This is a genomic window from Haemophilus parainfluenzae, assembly GCF_014931275.1.
Lineage (GTDB): Bacteria > Pseudomonadota > Gammaproteobacteria > Enterobacterales > Pasteurellaceae > Haemophilus_D.
Genome location: NZ_CP063110.1, coordinates 581,608 through 602,352, shown reverse-complemented (window position 1 = coordinate 602,352; position 20,745 = coordinate 581,608). Strand labels below are relative to the sequence as shown.

The window sequence follows — 20,745 nt, the reverse complement described above, 5'->3', positions numbered from 1 at the left end:
CTTTGCCCATTTTACGTTCTATCCCACATAAAGTGCGGTCAGTTTTTGCTTAATTTATCAAATTAATACAGCACACGTGCTTTGATTGTGCCTTCAATCTCACGAAGTTTAGCTAATAACGGAGACGCATCATCTGTTTCGATATCAACGACGACATAACCAATTTTTGGATCGGTTTGTAAAAATTGCGCCGCAATATTGAGATTAGCTTCAACGAAAATTTGGTTCAATTTGTTTAATACACCTGGACGGTTTTCGTGAATATGAAGTAAACGTTTTGTGCCAACGTGTTCTGGTAAAGATACTTCTGGGAAATTCACGGAAGAAAGGGTTGAACCGTTATCTGAATATTTCACAAATTTACCCGCCACTTCAAAACCAATGTTTTCTTGCGCTTCCGCTGTAGAACCACCGATATGAGGGGTTAAAATCACATTATCAAATTTACGTAATGGTGAAACAAACTCTTCATTGATTGAAGCGGGTTCAACAGGGAATACATCAACCGCCGCGCCACGGACTTTGCCTTCTTCAAGCGCTGCTGTTAAAGCATCAATATCCACCACAGTACCACGTGCCGCATTGATCAAAATAGAATCTTGTTTTAACTGTGCAATACGTTCAGCACTCATTAAATTACGGGTTGAAGGTAAATCTGGTACATGAAGCGAAATCACATCACAAGAACCCAATAACTCTTCAAGTGTGTGCAATTGTTTAGCATTACCCAATGGCAATTTATTTTCGATATCGTAGAAATACACCTCCATCCCTAAAGATTCCGCAATAATACTTAATTGCGAACCGATATGGCCGTAACCCACAATACCGAGTTTTTTACCACGCACTTCATGAGAGCCCACTGCCGATTTATTCCATAAACCACGATGCACATCAGCATTTGCTTGAGGGATATTACGCATTAAAAGCAAAATTTCACCCAACACTAATTCAGCTACAGAACGTGTATTGGAGAACGGGGCATTAAATACTGGAATCCCACGCATTTTTGCCGCATCAAGATCCACTTGGTTGGTACCGATACAGAAACAGCCAATGGCAATAAGTTTCGGCGCAGCTTCAATCATTTCCTTAGTCAAATTAGTACGAGAACGTAAGCCGACAAAATGCGCATCTTTAATGGCTTCTTTTAGCTCATCACCATCTAAGGCTTTTTTGTAAAAGTCGATATTGGTGTAGCCTGCAGCATGCAAGGTATCTAATGCACTTTGATGCACGCCCTCTAATAGCACAAATTTAATTTTTGATTTGTCGAGTGACACTTTGTTTGTCATGTTTGCTTCCTTATTTTTATTAATCGATGACTTTTGCGCCTTCTGGTGTACCAACAATTACAATATCCGCCCCACGTAAGGCAAAAATACCATTTGTTACCACACCGGCTACGTTATTCAATTCTTTTTCCATTTCTACTGGATTTAAAATGGCGAAGTTATGTACATCTAAAATCACGTTACCGTTATCCGTTACCACGCCTTCACGATATTCTGGCGCACCACCAAGGGAAACTAATTTACGGCCAACTTGTGAGCGCGCCATTGGAATGACTTCTACTGGTAATGGGAAAGTCGTACCTAAAACATCCACTTGTTTACTAGTGTCTACAATACAAATAAATTTTTTCGCTAAAGCAGCCACAATTTTTTCGCGAGTCAGTGCCGCACCACCACCTTTGATCATCATTTTTTGTGGATTGATTTCATCTGCACCATCCACATAAATATCTAAACTTGATACATCGTTAGCACTAAATACTTCAATACCCTGTTTACGTAATAACTCTTCTGAAGCTTTAGATGCTGCTACCGCGCCTTGAATTTGATCTTTTAATTCTCCTAAGGCTTCAATAAAACAATTCACTGTTGAACCACTTCCCACGCCAACAATGGTATCGGGCTTAACATATTTTAACGCCGCACGTGCCGCTAATTTTTTCATTTCTAACTGATCCATTTCTCTGTCCCTTTTAAATTTTGAATAATAACGTAAACGTTTGCTTTACTTTAATACGACCCTATTAAATAAACAAGTGTAAAAATTTATTCGTGATGATGAAAAAATTTTATTCATCTAAGAAAAGCGCTAACAACTCGTTTAAAAACAATTTCCCATGTTCGGTGATTTGCCAAAAATCAGATGTTTCCACAATATAATTCTGCTGGATCGCAAAATCAATTTGATTTTTGACCGCACTTTGCGAAAGCCCCGTGTAATACTCAAACTCTTGTTTAGGCACCTCTTCCAATAAACGAAAACGATTCATAAAGAACTCAAAAGCGCGGTCATTTTTTTCCACGTTTTTTTCTTCATAAAGATATTCACCACGCAAATAGCCTTTTGGATGTTTCGTTTTAGAGAAACGTAAAATATCACTATCAGGAAAAGTGAGTTTCCCATGTGCGCCACAGCCTATCGCCAGATAATCGCCAAATCGCCAATAATTCAAATTATGCTGACACTGAAAGCCCGGTTTCGCATAAGCGGATGTTTCATATTGTTGATAACCCGCTTCGGTTAAAAGCTGGTGGCCTTGTTCAAAAATATCCCAAAGCTCATCATCATCCGGCAACGTAGGTGGACGATAAGCAAACATGGTATTGGGTTCAATCGTGAGTTGATACCAAGAAAGGTGTGGCGGAGCAAGCTCAATGGCTTGTCGCAAATCATCTAGAGCTTCCTCAAGCGTTTGATTTGGCAAGCCGTGCATTAAATCTAGATTGAAACTTTTCAAGCCCGAAAATTTCGCCAAACTGACCGCACTTTTAGCTTCCGCCGCATTATGAATGCGCCCTAAACGTTGTAATTTATCGTCATTAAAACTTTGGATGCCCATGGAAATACGTGTTACACCAGCATCCACATAGCCTTTAAAACGCTCTGCTTCCACAGTGCCAGGATTAGCTTCCATAGTTATTTCAATATTCTCGGAAAAAGGAATGCGACGTTGAATTTCTGCCAATAACAACTTGATACTTTCCGCTGAAAATAAACTCGGCGTGCCACCACCAATAAAAATTGAATGGAGTGGACGATTTTGAATACTAGCCTGATATTTCTCTAAGTCTGCCTCAAGATCGGCTATCAGATGTTGCACATATTCTTGTTCAGGAATTATGCCTTTCTGTGCATGCGAATTGAAATCACAATAAGGGCATTTCTGCACACACCAGGGAATATGCACATAAAGGGAAAGAGGGGGAAATTTTTGCATAATTAAAAGTCAAAAGGGCTTGTTTTCACAAGCCCTAAAAATGAGTCATTAATTGACCGCTCTTGCTGTTTTAGTCGCAGCTTTACGGCGTGGTGTTTTCGCTTTCGTTTCCACTTTCACAAATTCAATGCCTTCTGGTGGATTTTCTAACGCTAAGCCTAACACTTCATCAATGGTTTCTACCGCATGAATCGCAAGATTTTCTTTTACGTTATCTGGAATTTCTTCCAAATCTTTCACGTTATCTTTTGGAATTAATACGGTTTTAATGCCACCACGATGTGCCGCAAGTAATTTTTCTTTCAATCCACCGATTGGTAATACTTTACCACGTAGGCTGATTTCACCTGTCATCGCGACATCGGCACGCACAGGATTACCCGTTAAGCAAGAAACTAATGCGGTACACATTGCGATACCTGCACTAGGACCATCTTTCGGTGTCGCACCATCTGGCACGTGAATGTGAATATCACGTTTTTCATGGAATTCAGAATTGATACCCAATTTTTCAGCACGTGCACGGACCACAGTCATGGCTGCTTGGATAGATTCTTTCATCACATCGCCTAATGAACCCGTGAAGGTTAATTTGCCTTTACCTACTACTGAAGCAGTTTCAATGGTTAGTAAGTCACCGCCCACTTCAGTCCACGCAAGGCCTGTTACTTCACCCACACGGTTTTGGGTATCCGCTTTACCAAATTCAAAACGTTTCACACCAAGATAGTCATGCAAGTTGTCTGAATTAACGGTAATGGATTTCACTTTTGGATTGACCAATAAATTCTTCACCGCTTTACGACAGATTTTAGAAATCTCACGCTCTAATCCACGCACTCCGGCTTCACGGGTGTAATAACGGATAATATCTAAAATCGCGTTTTCTTCGATGGTTAATTCGCCTTTTTTCAATCCATTACGTTCAATTTGTTTTTGTAACAAATGTTGCATCGCAATATTGAGTTTTTCATCTTCGGTATAACCAGAAAGACGAATGACTTCCATACGATCTAGCAATGGACCTGGAATATTCATGGAATTTGAGGTTGCCACAAACATCACATCAGACAAATCGTAGTCCACTTCAAGATAGTGATCATTGAAGGTGGTATTTTGTTCTGGATCAAGCACTTCTAACAAGGCTGATGCTGGATCACCACGCATATCTGAAGACATTTTATCAATTTCATCAAGCAAGAAGAGTGGGTTTTTCACGCCAACTTTTGCCATTTTTTGAATCAATTTACCCGGTAATGCACCAATATAGGTTTTACGGTGGCCACGGATTTCCGCCTCATCACGTACCCCACCTAATGCCATGCGTACATATTTACGACCTGTTGCATTTGCAATAGATTGACCCAATGAGGTTTTACCTACCCCTGGCGGTCCTACTAAGCAAAGGATTGGGCCTTTGATTTTGTTTAAACGCGCTTGCACCGCAAGGTATTCTAAAATGCGTTCTTTCACTCTTTCTAAACCGTAGTGATCCGCATCCAAGACTTGTTGTGCTTTTGCGATATCTTTCTTCACTTTAGTACGTTTATGCCATGGCACTTGAAGCATCCATTCAATATAGCTACGCACCACTGTCGCTTCAGCCGACATAGCTGACATCATTTTGAGTTTTTGTAACTCGCTTTCTACTTTATCACGCACATCTGCTGGCATACCTGCCGCTTCAACTTTTTGACGAAGTTGCTCAACTTCATCGATGGTATCTTCGCTTTCGCCTTCGTCCATTTCTTTGCGAATCGCTTTAATTTGTTCGCTAAGATAATAGTTACGCTGGCTTTTCTCCATTTGTTTTTTCACACGGCCACGGATGCGTTTTTCAACTTGAAGAATATCCGCTTCTGATTCCATCATGCCGAGCAAGTATTCCAAACGCTCTTGCACATCTGCCAGTTCTAACACGCTTTGTTTATGACGAACGGTCACTGGAATATGCGCAGCCATGGTATCTGCTAAACGATCAGCATCATCAATGCGTTGAAGCGCACCTAAAACATCTGCAGGGATTTTTTTATTAAGTTGCAGATAGCTTTCAAATTCATTTAAAACGGCTGCCTTCACTACATCTAATTCTTTTTCATCACCAAACGTAGTTTCAATCGGCGTGACTTCCGCAGAAAAATGATCTTCACCATCATTTAATTGATTGATTTTTGCGCGTTGTTGACCTTCCACCAACACTTTCACTGTGCCGTCTGGCAATTTTAATAATTGAATAATATTGGCAATCGTCCCGACATCGAATACATCATCAACGGTAGGTTCTTCTAAATCAGCTTGTTTTTGTGACACCAATAATAATTGTTTGCCCTCATTCATGGCTTCATCAAGAGCGCTAATGGATTTTGCGCGCCCAACAAAAAGTGGCATCACCATATAAGGGAAAACGACGACATCCCGTAATGGCAATACAGGAAGTGTACGTTGTTGAGTTCTTTTGGCGTTCATAGTTATCTCTCTTACATCAATTCTATAATTTCATTGAATATGGGGATGAGTTGCATAAATTCAAGGTAGGATTTGGCATATTAAGGAGAAATCGAAAAATAGGCAAGTAAAGAACCACCTTTATTGATGGTTAATTGGAAAAACCATGGAATACAGGTACAATAAGTGCGGTCAAAAATCACCATGATTTTTCCAATAAAAAACGTTTGAAAAAATAACCGCACTTTATCCATTATGACAACAAAACAAACTATTACTTTCGCGACCTTTCAAGAATTACTACCCGATTCTTGTAATCATCCATTAAAAAAACAATTAAGGGATAAAGCCCGTTATTATGGACGAAAATTTTTATTTAAAAAACAATGTGATGCACTGGTTGATTTCTTAAATACTAATCAAACCTGGATTCCACTTTTTCAACAAAATCCATATCGTTTTAATGCATTGCTCTCCACCTATTGTGACAAACGTTTTTCTGCAACAGAGCGACTCAATGCCATTACCAATAATCTGCTAATGCTTGAAGAAAAAATGGGCGTTGAATTTTGTAAAAAATTGCTACAAGAAAAATCCCTTTTATTAGCGCAATTAACAGATCAACTTGGTATTTATTTCAATATCAATCAGATTGACCCTTTCGAAGGTTATTTTTCCATTAACTTAAAAGACAATGATGGGCGTAGCATTTATGATGCTTCTTTCACCTTCTTAAAGCCAAATAAATTACTTATCGCCTCAATTCAAGGCCCTTCTTATGAAGAGGCGCAAGAAGCTGTGAAACAAGCCACAAAAGAATTACACGGTGTTCGTCCAATGTTTATGTTGATGAATGTTTTCCGCTTATTAGCTGAAAAATGGCAATGTGAATTAATCGGTATCCCTCACACTTCACAAGGTAAATACCGTTTATCTGCTCGCAGTAAAATTCTATTCAACTATGATGAATTTTGGCAAGAAAACCAAGGGCAATTAAATGGTCAATATTGGCAATTACCGCTTGAAAGCGCCCGCAAACCATTGGAAGAAATCGCCAGTAAAAAACGTTCTATGTACCGAAAACGTTATGAAATGTTGGATGATTTGAGTGAAAAAATTACTCAATTTTCCTAAATAAAATAGACTTAAGCTAGGCTTACTCACAATAAAACCTGGCTTAAGTAAACGATTGCCCTCCCTGATATTATTGCATTCATTCAAAAATCACTCTTTGCTTTTTTGCTCGTTTTGTGTAGAATACGCGCTCGGCTTATTAACTAATCCGAACACAAGGAGTTCTCCATAATGGAAGCATCAAAGAAAAAGATGAAATTCCCTTCCGCATTTAGCATTCTCTTTATTATTCTTCTTATTGCTATTGGTCTTACTTGGCTTATTCCCTCAGGGTCCTACTCAAAGCTTTCCTACGACACCACCGAAAATCATTTTATTGTCAAAACTCACGGAATTCCCGATCAAAGCTATCCAGCAACAGAACAAACCCTTAATCAACTCAATATCAAAATTCAACTTTCTAATTTCACCAACGGCATTATCAAAAAGCCGATTGCTATCCCCAATACCTATCAACGCATTGAACAACACGAAAAAGGCATTACCGATATGATTCACGCAATGGTGGATGGCACCATTGAAGTCGCGGATATTATGATTTTTATCTTCATACTCGGTGGAATGATTGGTGTGATAAACAAAACAGGAGCATTCAATGCCGGATTAATGTCTCTCACCAAAAAAACGAAAGGAAATGAATTCTCCGTTGTCTTTGCTGTCTGTGTGTTAATGCTGTTAGGCGGTACGGCTTGTGGTATTGAGGAAGAAGCGGTAGCCTTCTACCCAATTCTTGTTCCTGTCTTTTTAGCCTTAGGCTATGATTCTATTGTCTGTGTTGGCGCCATATTCCTCGCAGCCTCGATGGGCACTGCCTTCTCAACAATCAATCCATTTTCCGTTGTCATCGCTTCAAATGCGGCAGGAATTCCATTCACGGAAGGAATGGGATTTCGTACACTGGGTCTGATTCTTGGTGGTGCGGGTGTGATTGCTTACATGTATTGGTATTGTAAAAAACTGCGTGCTAATCCTGAATTTTCTTATACCTATGACGATCGCCAAGCCTTCTATGATCTCTATATGAAAGATATCGATCCCAATGCAACCGTTGAATTTACCTTTAGAAGAAAACTGATTCTGATTCTATTTAGTGGCGCCTTTCCTCTCATGGTATGGGGGGTGATGTTTGGCGGTTGGTGGTTCCCTCAGATGGCGACTTCCTTCCTGGCCATCACCATCATTATTATGTTTATCAGCGGATTGCCTGAAAAAGATGTCGTAAATGGCTTTACTCATGGTGCTTCTGAATTAGTTGGCGTCGCATTGATTATCGGACTTGCTCGAGCAGTCAATATCATTCTGGAACAAGGGATGATTTCTGACACGATTCTCGATTATATGACACATCTTGTCGATGGAATGAATGGCGGCGTCTTTATTATTGGTCAGCTCCTTATCTTCATCTTCTTAGGGCTAGTTGTACCTTCATCTTCAGGTCTTGCCGTACTCGCTATGCCAATTATGGCTCCGCTAGCTGATACTGTGGGCATTCCAAGAGACATCGTCGTATCAGCCTACAACTGGGGGCAATATATTATGTTGTTCCTTGCACCAACAGGATTAGTCCTTGTTACGTTACAAATGCTTGGTATTCCATTTAATAAATGGTTGAAATTTGTCATGCCAATCGTAGGCTGTCAATTTGTTATCTCATCGATACTTCTCCTCGCTCAAGTATTTATGTATGCACAATAAGCAATAAAATAAAAAGCCACGCAGTCTTGCGTGGCTTCTTTTTCTCATCTGATGTTATTTAACAAACTCATCAAACTCTAACTCATAATCATCACCATCTCTGGTGTATTTGATATAACGTGGAAATTGTTCACCTGAGAATTTCTTCACCATAATGTCTTTGTTACCGGTTTTAAATGAATAGGTAATTTCCGTGACAGTTTGCTTGTTATATTGGATCTGTTTTTCTACTTTCTTCACATTCACATTTTCCATTGGGTAAAGTTTTTTACCATTTGTAATTTGGAAACTGGTTGGCAATTTATCGTAATAACTCAATTGAAATGCCATGGTGAATAAATCAAAAGTTGGTAATTTTAACGGCTCGGTTTCTAACCCATTTTTCACTTTACCGTATTCAATTGTTGTTGGCGAAATTTTAGAAATTGCATACGTTTTACCATTACGCACATCTTGATAATTCACCATTTTAAATTGACTCGCGTTTTGTGAACCACGAGAAGTAAACACAATATTGTACAACGGAACATTAATTTTCGCATTGACTGAATACTGTGAACCATCAGCTTTAAAATGCACATACGCGGGCATTAAATAATTCGAACTGTATTTAATATTATAATCCACCGCAGACCATGCTGTTGGCACATAAGCAACTAATGCAGCAAAAAGGATTTTAAATAACTTCATTGGTTTTCCTTATATATAAAAATAGGTTATCTTTTAGAGTATCACAACAAAAAGAAGTTCCCCATTAAAAAACCATCTTATCCGAAGACAAGATGGTTTTCATTTATTTTAGCTTAATGGAGGATTATAAAACTGCACCCGCCATTAAGAAGCCGAATAATACAGATAAGCTAATTGCTATCACACCAGGAATTAAGAATGGGTGGTTGAATACATATTTACCGATACGGGTTGAACCAGTGTCATCCATTTCTACTGCCGCAATTAAAGTTGGGTAAGTCGGAAGAATGAATAATGCTGATACTGCGGCAAACGCTGCAATTGCGGCTTCCGGAGAAACACCTAATAAAATTGCAGTTGGATATAATGCTTTTGCAGTTGCAGCTTGTGAGTAAAGTAAGGTACTTGCGAAGAACAAGATAACCGCTAAACTCCAAGGATATTGTTGTAAGAACTCAGCTGATACTGCTTTGATTTGATCGATATGACCTTCCACGAAAGTATTACCTAACCATGCCACACCAAGCACACAAATTACCGCTGACATACCTGATTTGAAGGTTGCTGCATTGGTAATGTTTGCAGTATCCACTTTACATGCCATAGTGATAATCGCTGCAGTCGCAAGCATGAAAGAGATAATTGCGTTATCACGAGAAAGAATTGGGTTTTGAATTAAACCAACAGTTTTACTGATTGCTGTTGCATAAAGCATTACCACTAAAATCGCGATAAGGAAAATCATTACAGAGCGTTTTGCATAAGGTTTGATCTCAATTTGCATTTCACCACGCATAGTGATTAAGCCTTTTGCTAGACGATCTTGGTAAACTTCATCATTTTTCAAATCTTTACCAAGGAAGTTACAAATCACCGCAGTAATCATACATGCTGCGTAAGTAGTTGGGATCCAAATACCTAATAATTGTAAGTAACTTAAACCAAAGTTTTTCTCTAATTCAGCAGAAAGGAATACCACCGCTGCAGAAATTGGAGAGGCTGTAATCGCAATTTGTGAAGCAATAACCGCAATAGAAAGTGGACGTGAAGGACGGATACCTTGTTCTTTTGCTACTTCAGCAATCACTGGAAGTGTTGAGAATGCTGTGTGACCAGTACCTGCAAGTACAGTCATAAAGTAAGTCACAGTTGGCGCAAGGAAGGTAATGTATTTTGGATTTTTACGTAGAATTTTTTCAGCTACTTTTACTAAGAAATCCATACCACCCGCAACTTGCATCGCAGCAATTGCCATGATTACAGACATGATAACTGAAATTACATCAAACGGAATTGCACCCGGTTTTAAGCCAAGCAGTGAAAGTGCCACAACACCCATACCACCCATGAAACCGATACCAATACCGCCTAATCTAGCCCCTAGGTAAATAAAGAGTAGGACGACTAAAAGTTGAGCCCAAATCATAATATTTTCTCCATATTAATTTTTAAAATAATTCCAGGACATATATTAACAACAAACTAGTGCATTATCTATATTTATTACTTGGATTAGCCTATTTTATCCGAAAGTGCGGTTAAAATTTGATTCAAATTCTGACCGCACTTTCAATGGCTTTCTTAGAAATCCTCAAAGTATTGTTGAATCACTTTTGGATCTTTTGTTTGTGTTAAGGCTAATTGCAATAACACACGTGCTTTTTGCGGATTCAATGTGCCTGAAGCCACAAAACCATATTTAGAATCATCCACTTCAGCATCACGCGTTGTGTGACCCGTTGGTACACGAGATGAACGTACTACAACAACGCCATCTTTCGCGGCTTTTTCTAAACGTTCTAAGTGTGCCGCATTCACGTTACCGTTACCTACACCCGCTGAAACAATACCTTGATAGCCTGCATCCAATAATGAATTTAACGGCTCAATTGGTGCATTAGAATAAGCATAAACTATGCCTACTTTCGGCAAGCTGTCTAATTTATCTACGTTAAATGGTGTGTTCACAGTATGTTTACTTTCAGGTGAACGTTCGTAATCCACTTTACTGTTATGGATATAACCCAATGTACCATAGTTTGGTGAGTGGAATGTTTGTACTGCAGTGGTACTCATTTTGGTTACATCACGCGCACCTAATACTTCACCATTCATCGCCACTAACACACCACGACCGGATGATTTTTTATCCGTTGCCACGACGACGGCGTTATAAAGGTTTAACGGACCATCCGCACTTTTTTCTGTCGCAGGACGCATTGCACCCACTAATACAATTGGTTTTTCACATTTCGCGGTAAGATCTAAGAAATAAGCGGTTTCTTCCATGGTATCAGTACCATGAGTAATCACGAAACCATCAGTATCTTTACATTGTGCATTAATCGCTTTGGCTAATTTTAACCACACATCATCGCTCATATCTTGTGAACCAATCTTCACAATTTGTTCACCTTTCACATTGGCTAATTGCTTAATTTCAGGAACAGCATCGATTAACGCTTCAACATTGAGTTGCCCTGCTTTATAAGCAGAAGAAACGGCGGTTTCACCGCTTCCAGCAATGGTGCCACCAGTCGCTAAAATCGTAATATTAGGCAATTCCGCGGCTTGTGCGGCCGAAAAACCTAGTCCAAGCATCATGAGTGCTGTTAATTTTTTTAATTTCATACTTGTCTCCTTTTACATTAAATAATCTAAACTTGGCTATTCTCTACTTAATTAGAAGTAGAATAAACACCAAGATAATAGATTTATGATCCCGATCATGTTTTTCCCTATTTGATTGTATAAGCTTTCGCCAACCCCACGTTTCCTTCAGAATTTTTTTGAAAGATAACCAAAGTGCGGTTATACTTAAGCCTTTATTTCATGTGAAGATAAACTCTTATTCATTATCAAAAATTAAGTTGAGAACAACATGCAAGAATTTATGCCTCAAGCAATTGAATTTGCTCAAAAACACACTTTTTTAACGATCGCATGGTTTGCAGTCCTTTTTATGACACTTTTCACCTTTTTTAAAAGTGCGACACAAAAATATCGCGTGATCACCAGTCCTGAAGCCGTTCATTTAATGAATAACGAAGAAGCCGTGGTGATTGATTTACGCTCTATCGATGAATTCCAACGTGGTCATATTATTGGCAGCGTGAACTTGCTTCCGACTGAAATCAAAAATCACAATGTAGGCAAAATCGAACATCACAAAGAAAAACCGGTTATCATTGTGGATGTTAACGGTGTTTCTTCTACCACCTCCGCAGAACTTTTAACTAAACAAGGCTTTGAAAAAGTCTATGTGTTAAAAGACGGTTTAACTGCTTGGGCGGGTGCAAATTTACCATTAGTAAAAAAACATAAGTAAGGATCCTCTATGTCTGAACAAAATCAACAACCTGAAGTAGCTGCTGAAGAGCAACAAGAAGCCGTACTTCAAATTCAACGTATTTATGTAAAAGATGTTTCTTTTGAAGCACCAAATCTTCCTCATATTTTCCACCAAGAATGGAAACCAAAACTTGGCTTTGATTTAAGCACTGAAGCGGTTCAAGTGGGTGAAGATTTATACGAAGTGACGTTAAACATTAACGTGGAAACCACCATGGAAGATTCTGGTGATGTGGCGTTTATTTGTGAAGTGAAACAATCTGGTGTATTTACAATCAGCGGTTTAGAAGATGTTCAAATGGCACACTGCTTAACATCTCAATGCCCAAATATGCTTTTCCCTTATGCTCGTGAATTGATTTCTAACTTAGTGAATCGTGGTACATTCCCGGCATTAAACCTTTCTCCGGTAAACTTCGATGCGTTGTTCATTGATTACATGAACAAGCAGCAAGCTGCGGCCGAAGCGGAAGAAAATCAGGAAACCCAACATTAATTGTGATAGGGGCAGGCGATACCGTCTGCCCTTTTATTTTAAAGGTGATTGAAATGAACCCATCCCAATCTCCAATTACCATTCTTGGTTGCGGTTCTTACGGAACAGCACTCGCTATCTCATTTTCTCGCAATGGCTCTCCAACCTATCTTTGGGGGCACAATCCCGATCACATTCATCAAATGCAACAGGATCGTCAAAATCGCCGTTTTCTGCCAGATATTGAATTTCCAGAAAGTTTGCATTTAGAATTAGATTTGAAAACAGCCCTTGAGCAATCGAAAGACATTTTAATTGTAGTGCCAAGCCATGCTTTCGGCGAAATTCTCTTAAAAATTCGACCGCACTTAAAACCTGATCATCGTTTAATTTGGGCAACCAAAGGATTAGAACGCAACACCGGCCGATTACTACAAGAAGTAGTGGAAGAAACCTTAGGTAAAGCAATTCCGACGGCGGTGCTTTCTGGTCCTACTTTTGCGAAAGAATTGGCTCAAGGTTTGCCAACGGCGATTACGCTTGCCTCTTGTAATGAAAAGTTTGCCTTAGAATTTCAAGCGAGAATTCATTGCAGTCAGCATTTCCGAGTGTATGTAAACCAAGATATGATCGGCGTTCAATTAGGTGGCGCCATTAAAAACGTGATTGCGATTGGTGCTGGTATTTCAGATGGCATGGGATTTGGCGCCAATGCGAGAACGGCATTAATTACCCGTGGGATTGCGGAAATTACTCGCTTAGGCATGTCCATGGGCGCCAATACGCAAACCTTTATGGGTATGTCTGGTTTAGGTGATTTAGTGCTCACTTGTACCGATAATCAATCCCGTAACCGCCGATTTGGTTTAATGCTTGGAAAAGGTATCAATAGCCAACAAGCCATGGATGAAATTGGTCAAGTGGTAGAAGGGTTTTATAACACCAAAGAAACCTATTTATTAGCACAACGACAAGGCGTAGAAATGCCGATTACAGAACAAATTTACCAAATGCTCTTTTGTGGTAAAAGTGCACAAGAAGTCGCACTGAGCTTATTGGGTCGTGAACGAAAAGGCGAATAAGGAGAAAAAATGACGTTAGAAGTATGGCAACACATTCGCCAAGAAGCAAAAGAATTAGCAGAATGCGAACCAATGCTCGCAAGCTTTTTCCATTCCACTATTTTAAAACATCAAAATCTTGGCAGTGCCTTGAGTTATTTGCTTGCGAATAAACTGGCTAACCCTATCATGCCCGCAATTTCGCTGCGTGAAATTATTGAAGAAGCCTATCAAGCGGAGCCCAATATCATTGATTGTGCTGCTTGTGATATTAAAGCTGTGCGCCACCGCGATCCCGCTGTGGAATTGTGGTCCACACCATTGCTTTATTTGAAAGGTTTTCACGCCATTCAAAGCTATCGCATTACCCATTATTTGTGGAACCAAAATCGAAAAGCACTCGCGCTTTATTTACAAAATCAAATTTCAGTGGCTTTCGATGTAGATATTCACCCTGCCGCCAAAATTGGGCACGGCATTATGTTTGACCATGCTACTGGTATTGTCGTCGGCGAAACCTCAGTGATTGAAAATGATGTGTCTATCTTGCAAGGTGTTACCCTCGGTGGTACAGGTAAAGAATCCGGCGATCGTCATCCAAAAGTACGAGAAGGTGTAATGATTGGGGCAGGCGCAAAAATTCTCGGCAATATCGAAGTGGGCAAATATGCCAAAATCGGCGCCAATTCTGTTGTACTTCAATCTGTGCCTGAATATGCCACTGCAGCAGGTGTGCCTGCTCGTATTGTCGGCAAAGACAAAGCGGCAAAACCGGCATTTGAAATGAACCAATATTTTATCGATGATGATATAAATCTAAATATTTAAGGAATCGATATGATTAACAAAGATACCCAACTTTGCATGTCCCTTTCTGGTAGACCGGGCAATTTTGGCACAACATTCCATAACTATCTGTATCAAAAATTAGGGCTTAATTTTATCTATAAAGCCTTTACCACCACAGATATTGAAAGCGCAGTCAAAGGTATTCGTGCACTTGGTATTCGAGGCTGTGCTGTTTCGATGCCATTTAAAGAAAGCTGTATGCCATTTTTAGATGAAATCTCGCCTTCTGCGCAAGCCATTCAGTCCGTGAACACCATTGTGAATGATCAAGGGTTTCTTCGTGCTTACAACACCGACTATATTGCGATCGTTAAACTTATCAAAGAATATCAATTAGATAAAAAGAGTCGTGTGATTGTACGAGGCAGTGGTGGTATGGCTAAAGCGGTCGTCGCGGCCTTTAAAAACAGCGGATTTGAGTATCTGAAGATTTTTGCTCGAAATGAAAAAACAGGTAAAAATTTAGCCGCACTTTATGGCTACGAATATATTTATTCTTTAGATAATCAATCGGCAGACATTTTAGTCAATGTCACACCAATTGGGATGAAAGGTGGGAAAGAAGAATTTGATCTCGCCTTTCCTGAAAATCTTATTCAACAAGCTCAAACCGCTTTTGATGTGGTGGCGATTCCTGCTGAAACACCGTTTATCCAATTTGCTCAACAGCAAGGTAAACAAACGATTTCTGGTGCTGAAGTGATTGTGCTACAAGCTGTCGAACAATTTGAGCTCTACACTGGGGTTCGACCTGATGACCAATTAGTCGCTGAAGCCGCCACTTTTGCTCGAAAAAACAGTTAAAAAATAAACCGCACTTCTAAAAAAGTGCGGTTATTTTTATCTGAGTTTTACGCTAACAATTTTCTTGCTGCTTCCACTACCACAGATACTGCTTTATCTTCCGTATCTTTCATGGTGGCTTCATTTGGAATTTCTTGTTGTGTACGGTTCACAATCACACCTGCAACCATACCAGCTCGCAAGCCAAGAGCGTTACACATGGTGAATAACGTCGCTGATTCCATCTCATAGTTCATCACATTGAGATCTTGCCATTGTTTTAACAAGCCTTGGTAATCACGATATACTTTACCGCTGTAAGTATCATAACGTTCTTGACCTGGATAGAACGTATCTGAAGAAGCTGTAATTCCTACAAATGGCTCAATACCTTTTTCTTTAGCCGCATTGAAAAGTGCCGTGGTACATTCAAAATTTGCTACCGCTGGATATTCAATTGGGGCAAAATGACGGCTTGCACCATCAAGACGAACCGCACCCGTTGTAACAAGAACATCACCCACATTAATGTGTGGTTGAATCGCACCTGTTGTACCAATACGTAAGAATGTACGCACACCAAGCTGAGCCAGCTCTTCCACACAGATAGACGTAGAAGGGCCACCAATACCGGTTGAACACACCACCACCGGTTGACCATTTAAATAGCCTAACCAAGAAGTGAACTCACGTGTACTTGCAAGAAACTCAGGGTTATCAAGTTTTTTAGCAATACGTTCGCTACGCGCCGGATCACCCGGCACGATAGCTAATGTGGCACCTTTCAGTTGTGCTTTGGTTAGGTTTAAGTGAAATACATCAGACATAACAATCTCCTTTTTATCATTCTTGCCGCAAAGTGCGGTCAAATTTTCGTTATTTTTTCAATGCCCCTAAGATACCACGCATGATTTGTTTGGTCACTTCATTACGAATATTGCGACCAACTGATTTTGCCACGCTATTCACAATTTGTTCTGTCGGAGAAAGTTTATCCCCGCGTTTTTGTGTTCCAAAAATCATACGGCTTAAGCTACCAAATAAACCGCTTTCTTCCTCTTGCTGCGCTTGTTCAGCTTGTTTTTGTTGCACTGCTGCTAAATCCGCTTGCGCATTTAATACTTCGAAAGCCGACTCATTATCCACATAATCTTTATAGAAGGCATAAAGCTCATCGTCTTTCACCCACGCTGCACGCTCTTCTTCAGTAATCGGTGCAAGTTGACTTTTCGGCGGGTAAACATACGCCACTTCAACTGGCGCAGGCATACCTTTTTCATCTAAGAATGAAATCAATGCTTGCCCCACACCTAAGGTTGAAATGGTCTCAACCACATTGACAGCAGGATTAGAACGGAACGTTTCTGCCGCAGATTTCACTGCTTTTTGATCGCGTGGTGTAAAAGCGCGTAGCGCGTGTTGAACACGGTTACCTAATTGCCCTAACACGGTATCCGGTAAATCTAATGGATTTTGGGTCACAAAATAAATCCCCACACCTTTAGAACGAATCAAGCGAACTACTTGTTCCACTTTATCCACCAACACACTTGGTGCACCATCAAAGAGTAAATGCGCTTCATCGAAGAACATCACAAATTTTGGTTTATCCGGGTCGCCGACTTCAGGTAATTGTTCAAATAATTCAGACATCAACCAAAGCAAGAATGCGCTATACATTCTTGGGGAATTGATTAATTTTTCAGAATTTAAAACATTGATCACGCCACGACCATCACGGGTTTGTAACCAATCTTCAAGATTTAATGCAGGTTCACCAAAAAGATTGGTCGCCCCTTCATTTTCAAGGGTCAGTAAAGCACGTTGAATCGCGCCCACACTCGCAGCTGATACGTTACCATATTCTACTTGGAACGATTTGGCGTTCTCTGCTACAAATTTAAGCATTGCACGCAAGTCTTTCAGATCGATAAGCAATAAACCTCTATCATCGGCCACACGGAATACAAGGTTTAATAAGCCTTCTTGGGTTGCATTTAAATTTAATAAACGGGAAAGTAATAATGGTCCCATTTCAGAAATCGTGGTGCGAAGCGGAATACCGGTTTCACCGAATACATCCCAAAATGACACAGGATAGCCATTTAAATAACTCTCGCCACCTAAATCAAATTGTTCAATGCGTTCTGCTACTTTGCCACTAAATGTGCCCGCTTTTACTAAACCAGACAAATCGCCTTTTACATCCACTAAAAAAACCGGCACACCATCATCACTGAACGCCTCTGCCATTTTACGTAATGTCACGGTTTTCCCCGTTCCTGTCGCTCCAGCGATCAGGCCATGACGGTTTGCCATTTTTGCGGTAATGCCAAGGGTTTGACCTTGTTCGGTACGCGCGAGAGAATATTGCATAAAGATTCCTTTGTTTTGTTGGTTTTATTTAAACGAATAATAAGGAAAAAACGAAGTGCGGTCAAAATTTAAGTGATTTTACGGTATAATTTCTCAAAACTAACTCAAAGCAGGAAAAATAGATGTCAAACGCAAAAATTCTTATTATTAAAACAGGATTGATAGAAACCTTAACGTTCCCTGATGGTAGCTCATATGAAAGCGCGATTCGTAAAAAACCAGTATCCATGGTGAAAGTGCATGCGCTTGGCGCAGAAGGCAATGATGTCGGTTTAAAAGCGCATCATGGTGGCGTAGATAAAGCCTTGTTTTTCATGTCTGATGTGTCTTTCCCTGCTTTAAACGAGCTACTTGGTGAAAAGTTTGATTTCCACGGCAGTGCGATTTACGGTGAAAACTTTGTGGTATCAGGCTTACATGAAGATAATGTTTGTGTAGGCGATCGTTACAAAATTGGCTCTACTCTGTTAGAAGTGTCTCAACCCCGCAAACCTTGCGAGCGTTTATCTCATAATACCAAGAATGAGAATACAAGAGAGGTTATTCGTCAATCAGGTTGGACAGGTTGGTATGTGCGCGTGATTGCAGAAGGTGAAATTCATCAAGGCGATGAACTCATTTTGCAACATCGACCTTATCCTGAATGGACAATTCGTCGTCTAAATACGCAACTCTCCGCGCCTTCAAGTATTGCAGAACTAGAAGAAGCCTTAGCCATTGAAGAATTAGCGCCTGCGTTTAAACGTTCGATCAATTCACAATTACATAATTTACAACAGGCGGCTAAAAATGTCGGCTAAAACGACCGCACTTTGCCCATGCCAATCTTCACTTTCTTACGAAGATTGCTGCGGACGCTTTCATTCAGGCAATATGTTTCCAGAAACAGCGGAACAACTCATGCGTTCCCGCTATTCAGCGTTTGTGCTCAAAAATATTCCCTATATTGTGCAAACCACGGTACCAAACCAACAAACCTTATTAGATGAAAAAGCCCTGCAAGATTGGGCTGATGAAACGCAATGGCTTGGTTTAGACATTGTCAAAACAGAAACCTTAACCAAAACACAAAGTGCGGTTGAATTTAAGGCGCATTTTCAAGGTAGCGAACAGCCACAAGTGCATCACGAACATTCTATTTTTGTAAAAATCGATGGCCGTTGGTATTTTGTTGACCCCACTGTGCCGCTCCCAAGTAATAAACAACCTTGTGTTTGTGGTTCAGGGAAGAAATTTAAACATTGTTGCGGAGGCTTGCTCTAATGACCTTAACGTCTTTTCTCGCATTATTTTGGCAGCGTTCTCAAGAAAACAAATTAACGCAAGCTGCTGGTTCACTCACCTACAGCACCATGCTCGCCATCGTGCCGTTAATTATGGTGGTGTTTTCGATTTTTTCCGCCTTTCCTGTCTTTAACGAAGTAACCGGGGCATTGAAAGAATTCATCTTCACCAATTTCGCCCCTTCCGCAAGTGATGTTGTGGGGCAATATATTGATGAATTCGTCCATAACTCCAAGCAAATGAGTGCCGTGGGGATTGTGAGTTTGATTTTAGTCGCATTAATGCTCATTAACTCCATCGACCGTACACTTAATGGCATTTGGCAAGACACCAGTAATCGCCCGATTTTTACGTCATTTGCTATTTATTGGCTCATTTTAACGCTCGGTCCACTTTTAATCGGTACCAGCATTGCCGCAAGTTCATACGTCAAAGCCATGTTCGAGCAATCCGAATCGCTTTCTTTTGGCTTAAAACTCCTCAGCTTTGTGCCATTTCTTTCTACTTGGTTTATCTTCACGCTCATTTATATGGTCGTGCCAAATAAGAAAGTGAGCATCAAACACTCTGCAGCAGGTGCATTAATTGCCGCGATTTTCTTTACCTTAGGGAAACAGGCCTTTGCTTGGTATATTACAACATTCCCATCTTACCAATTAATTTACGGTGCCATGGCAACACTACCCATTATGTTATTGTGGATTCAAATCAGCTGGACAGTGGTGTTATTCGGCGCACAATTAGCCGCAGTACTTGCAGAAGAGCGGTCAATGGATCAAACAAATTTAGAGGAAGTAAAATGATTGCGTTAATTCAGCGTGTTACGCAGGCTAAAGTAGAAGTTGAAGGTCAAATTGTGGGGCAAATCGGCAAGGGATTATTGGTTTTATTAGGCGTGGAAAAAGAAGATGACCGAGCCAAAGCAGATAAACTCGCTGAAAAAGTGTTAAATTACCGTATTTTCAGCGATGAAAATGACAAAATGAACTTAAATGTGCAACAAATCGGTGGCGAAGTGCTTGTGGTATCCCAATTTACTTTGGCCGCAGACACGCAAAAAGGCCTGAGACCAAGTTTTTCAAAAGGTGCTGCACCAGCATTGGCTAACGAATTATATGGCTATTTTTCGCAAAAATGTGCAGAAAAAGTCACTGTTGCCAACGGACAATTTGCGGCAGATATGCAAGTGAGCCTCACCAATGATGGTCCAGTTACATTTTGGTTAAATGTCTGAATAAAGAGAACAATCACTATTTTTTCAAAGCAAAGGAAACTCTTTCTTTGATCGCATTGTCGTATTAACGCTCAAACGCATATAATAATTTCAAATCCCATCCATAATTGCATTGGTAATCCCCTTATTTTATGGG

General features: G+C 40.1%; 20 protein-coding genes. 11 read left to right on the top strand and 9 right to left on the bottom strand.

Annotated elements, in window-relative coordinates; translation table 11 throughout:
- Nucleotides 1–62: 62 nt before the first annotated feature.
- The 4 genes from serA to lon form a co-directional block, all read right to left on the bottom strand.
- A complete protein-coding gene (gene serA / locus INQ00_RS02905; protein ID WP_197547265.1) occupies nucleotides 63–1,295 on the bottom strand; it encodes a phosphoglycerate dehydrogenase in 1,233 nt (410 codons plus the stop codon).
- A gap of 19 nt (nucleotides 1,296–1,314) precedes the next feature.
- The gene (gene rpiA / locus INQ00_RS02900; protein ID WP_197547264.1) at nucleotides 1,315–1,974 is read right to left on the bottom strand and encodes a ribose-5-phosphate isomerase RpiA; all 660 of its coding nucleotides are present in this window, start codon (nucleotides 1,972–1,974) and stop codon (nucleotides 1,315–1,317) included.
- Between the two features lie 109 nt (nucleotides 1,975–2,083).
- Nucleotides 2,084–3,232 carry a radical SAM family heme chaperone HemW gene (gene hemW / locus INQ00_RS02895; protein WP_197547263.1) on the bottom strand — a complete coding sequence of 383 codons (1,149 nt, stop codon included), beginning with the start codon at nucleotides 3,230–3,232 and terminating at the stop codon, nucleotides 2,084–2,086.
- A gap of 48 nt (nucleotides 3,233–3,280) precedes the next feature.
- Complete coding sequence (gene lon / locus INQ00_RS02890; protein ID WP_197547262.1) at nucleotides 3,281–5,698, bottom strand: endopeptidase La; 2,418 nt, start codon at nucleotides 5,696–5,698, stop codon at nucleotides 3,281–3,283.
- Nucleotides 5,699–5,932: 234 nt separating this feature from the next.
- Between lon and INQ00_RS02885 the strand changes: the two genes are divergently transcribed.
- Both INQ00_RS02885 and INQ00_RS02880 read left to right on the top strand, forming a co-directional pair.
- Nucleotides 5,933–6,811, top strand: a complete 879-nt coding sequence (locus INQ00_RS02885) for a VirK/YbjX family protein (RefSeq protein ID WP_197547261.1) — start codon at nucleotides 5,933–5,935, stop codon at nucleotides 6,809–6,811.
- A 171-nt stretch (nucleotides 6,812–6,982) separates the two neighbouring features.
- Complete coding sequence (locus INQ00_RS02880) at nucleotides 6,983–8,506, top strand: YfcC family protein (RefSeq protein WP_197547260.1); 1,524 nt, start codon at nucleotides 6,983–6,985, stop codon at nucleotides 8,504–8,506.
- Nucleotides 8,507–8,560: 54 nt separating this feature from the next.
- On the opposite strand, the gene INQ00_RS02875 is transcribed toward INQ00_RS02880, so the two are convergent.
- From INQ00_RS02875 to ansB, 3 genes are all read right to left on the bottom strand, one after another.
- The gene (locus INQ00_RS02875; protein WP_197547259.1) at nucleotides 8,561–9,196 is read right to left on the bottom strand and encodes a hypothetical protein; all 636 of its coding nucleotides are present in this window, start codon (nucleotides 9,194–9,196) and stop codon (nucleotides 8,561–8,563) included.
- Between the two features lie 124 nt (nucleotides 9,197–9,320).
- Complete coding sequence (locus INQ00_RS02870; RefSeq protein WP_054420037.1) at nucleotides 9,321–10,622, bottom strand: anaerobic C4-dicarboxylate transporter; 1,302 nt, start codon at nucleotides 10,620–10,622, stop codon at nucleotides 9,321–9,323.
- Nucleotides 10,623–10,777: 155 nt separating this feature from the next.
- A complete protein-coding gene (gene ansB / locus INQ00_RS02865; protein ID WP_197547258.1) occupies nucleotides 10,778–11,827 on the bottom strand; it encodes an L-asparaginase 2 in 1,050 nt (349 codons plus the stop codon).
- A 250-nt stretch (nucleotides 11,828–12,077) separates the two neighbouring features.
- On the opposite strand from ansB, the gene INQ00_RS02860 reads away from it, so the two are divergent.
- From INQ00_RS02860 to INQ00_RS02840, 5 genes are read left to right on the top strand one after another with little or no spacing between them, the layout of a single operon-like run.
- Nucleotides 12,078–12,524 carry a rhodanese-like domain-containing protein gene (locus INQ00_RS02860; protein WP_197547257.1) on the top strand — a complete coding sequence of 149 codons (447 nt, stop codon included), beginning with the start codon at nucleotides 12,078–12,080 and terminating at the stop codon, nucleotides 12,522–12,524.
- A gap of 9 nt (nucleotides 12,525–12,533) precedes the next feature.
- Nucleotides 12,534–13,043, top strand: a complete 510-nt coding sequence (gene secB / locus INQ00_RS02855; protein ID WP_070582119.1) for a protein-export chaperone SecB — start codon at nucleotides 12,534–12,536, stop codon at nucleotides 13,041–13,043.
- A 53-nt stretch (nucleotides 13,044–13,096) separates the two neighbouring features.
- Nucleotides 13,097–14,104, top strand: a complete 1,008-nt coding sequence (gpsA, locus tag INQ00_RS02850; RefSeq protein ID WP_197547256.1) for an NAD(P)H-dependent glycerol-3-phosphate dehydrogenase — start codon at nucleotides 13,097–13,099, stop codon at nucleotides 14,102–14,104.
- A 9-nt stretch (nucleotides 14,105–14,113) separates the two neighbouring features.
- The gene (gene cysE / locus INQ00_RS02845; protein WP_197547255.1) at nucleotides 14,114–14,911 is read left to right on the top strand and encodes a serine O-acetyltransferase; all 798 of its coding nucleotides are present in this window, start codon (nucleotides 14,114–14,116) and stop codon (nucleotides 14,909–14,911) included.
- A 9-nt stretch (nucleotides 14,912–14,920) separates the two neighbouring features.
- Entirely contained in the window at nucleotides 14,921–15,736 is an 816-nt protein-coding gene (locus tag INQ00_RS02840) for a shikimate 5-dehydrogenase (RefSeq protein WP_197547254.1), read from the top strand.
- 47 nt (nucleotides 15,737–15,783) lie between these two features.
- On the opposite strand, the gene udp is transcribed toward INQ00_RS02840, so the two are convergent.
- Both udp and INQ00_RS02830 read right to left on the bottom strand, forming a co-directional pair.
- Nucleotides 15,784–16,542 carry a uridine phosphorylase gene (gene udp, locus INQ00_RS02835; protein WP_075875948.1) on the bottom strand — a complete coding sequence of 253 codons (759 nt, stop codon included), beginning with the start codon at nucleotides 16,540–16,542 and terminating at the stop codon, nucleotides 15,784–15,786.
- Nucleotides 16,543–16,591: 49 nt separating this feature from the next.
- Nucleotides 16,592–18,091, bottom strand: a complete 1,500-nt coding sequence (locus tag INQ00_RS02830; RefSeq protein ID WP_178162367.1) for a helicase HerA-like C-terminal domain-containing protein — start codon at nucleotides 18,089–18,091, stop codon at nucleotides 16,592–16,594.
- A 122-nt stretch (nucleotides 18,092–18,213) separates the two neighbouring features.
- On the opposite strand from INQ00_RS02830, the gene INQ00_RS02825 reads away from it, so the two are divergent.
- From INQ00_RS02825 to dtd, 4 genes are read left to right on the top strand one after another with little or no spacing between them, the layout of a single operon-like run.
- Nucleotides 18,214–18,891, top strand: a complete 678-nt coding sequence (locus INQ00_RS02825) for an MOSC domain-containing protein (RefSeq protein ID WP_197547253.1) — start codon at nucleotides 18,214–18,216, stop codon at nucleotides 18,889–18,891.
- Nucleotides 18,881–19,354 (top strand): YchJ family protein, encoded by a 474-nt coding sequence (locus INQ00_RS02820; protein WP_197547252.1) that lies wholly within the window; start codon nucleotides 18,881–18,883, stop codon nucleotides 19,352–19,354. The genes INQ00_RS02825 and INQ00_RS02820 overlap by 11 nt, the downstream gene beginning before the upstream one ends.
- Complete coding sequence (locus tag INQ00_RS02815) at nucleotides 19,354–20,178, top strand: virulence factor BrkB family protein (RefSeq protein ID WP_193451868.1); 825 nt, start codon at nucleotides 19,354–19,356, stop codon at nucleotides 20,176–20,178. The genes INQ00_RS02820 and INQ00_RS02815 overlap by 1 nt, the downstream gene beginning before the upstream one ends.
- A complete protein-coding gene (gene dtd, locus INQ00_RS02810) occupies nucleotides 20,175–20,609 on the top strand; it encodes a D-aminoacyl-tRNA deacylase (protein ID WP_065243686.1) in 435 nt (144 codons plus the stop codon). The genes INQ00_RS02815 and dtd overlap by 4 nt, the downstream gene beginning before the upstream one ends.
- Nucleotides 20,610–20,745: the final 136 nt, after the last annotated feature.

Bases quoted from the DNA above. Each gene is read 5' to 3' on its own strand.
- INQ00_RS02830 (WP_178162367.1), bottom strand. From the start codon at position 18,091: ATGCAATATTCTCTCGCGCGTACCGAACAAGGTCAAACCCTTGGCATT.
- hemW (WP_197547263.1), bottom strand. From the start codon at position 3,232: ATGCAAAAATTTCCCCCTCTTTCCCTTTATGTGCATATTCCCTGGTGT.
- ansB (WP_197547258.1), bottom strand. From the start codon at position 11,827: ATGAAATTAAAAAAATTAACAGCACTCATGATGCTTGGACTAGGTTTT.
- INQ00_RS02875 (WP_197547259.1), bottom strand. From the start codon at position 9,196: ATGAAGTTATTTAAAATCCTTTTTGCTGCATTAGTTGCTTATGTGCCA.
- INQ00_RS02840 (WP_197547254.1), top strand. From the start codon at position 14,921: ATGATTAACAAAGATACCCAACTTTGCATGTCCCTTTCTGGTAGACCG.
- INQ00_RS02825 (WP_197547253.1), top strand. From the start codon at position 18,214: ATGTCAAACGCAAAAATTCTTATTATTAAAACAGGATTGATAGAAACC.
- cysE (WP_197547255.1), top strand. From the start codon at position 14,114: ATGACGTTAGAAGTATGGCAACACATTCGCCAAGAAGCAAAAGAATTA.
- dtd (WP_065243686.1), top strand. From the start codon at position 20,175: ATGATTGCGTTAATTCAGCGTGTTACGCAGGCTAAAGTAGAAGTTGAA.
- udp (WP_075875948.1), bottom strand. From the start codon at position 16,542: ATGTCTGATGTATTTCACTTAAACCTAACCAAAGCACAACTGAAAGGT.
- rpiA (WP_197547264.1), bottom strand. From the start codon at position 1,974: ATGGATCAGTTAGAAATGAAAAAATTAGCGGCACGTGCGGCGTTAAAA.
- serA (WP_197547265.1), bottom strand. From the start codon at position 1,295: ATGACAAACAAAGTGTCACTCGACAAATCAAAAATTAAATTTGTGCTA.
- gpsA (WP_197547256.1), top strand. From the start codon at position 13,097: ATGAACCCATCCCAATCTCCAATTACCATTCTTGGTTGCGGTTCTTAC.
- INQ00_RS02815 (WP_193451868.1), top strand. From the start codon at position 19,354: ATGACCTTAACGTCTTTTCTCGCATTATTTTGGCAGCGTTCTCAAGAA.
- INQ00_RS02820 (WP_197547252.1), top strand. From the start codon at position 18,881: ATGTCGGCTAAAACGACCGCACTTTGCCCATGCCAATCTTCACTTTCT.
- INQ00_RS02870 (WP_054420037.1), bottom strand. From the start codon at position 10,622: ATGATTTGGGCTCAACTTTTAGTCGTCCTACTCTTTATTTACCTAGGG.
- secB (WP_070582119.1), top strand. From the start codon at position 12,534: ATGTCTGAACAAAATCAACAACCTGAAGTAGCTGCTGAAGAGCAACAA.
- lon (WP_197547262.1), bottom strand. From the start codon at position 5,698: ATGAACGCCAAAAGAACTCAACAACGTACACTTCCTGTATTGCCATTA.
- INQ00_RS02860 (WP_197547257.1), top strand. From the start codon at position 12,078: ATGCAAGAATTTATGCCTCAAGCAATTGAATTTGCTCAAAAACACACT.
- INQ00_RS02885 (WP_197547261.1), top strand. From the start codon at position 5,933: ATGACAACAAAACAAACTATTACTTTCGCGACCTTTCAAGAATTACTA.
- INQ00_RS02880 (WP_197547260.1), top strand. From the start codon at position 6,983: ATGGAAGCATCAAAGAAAAAGATGAAATTCCCTTCCGCATTTAGCATT.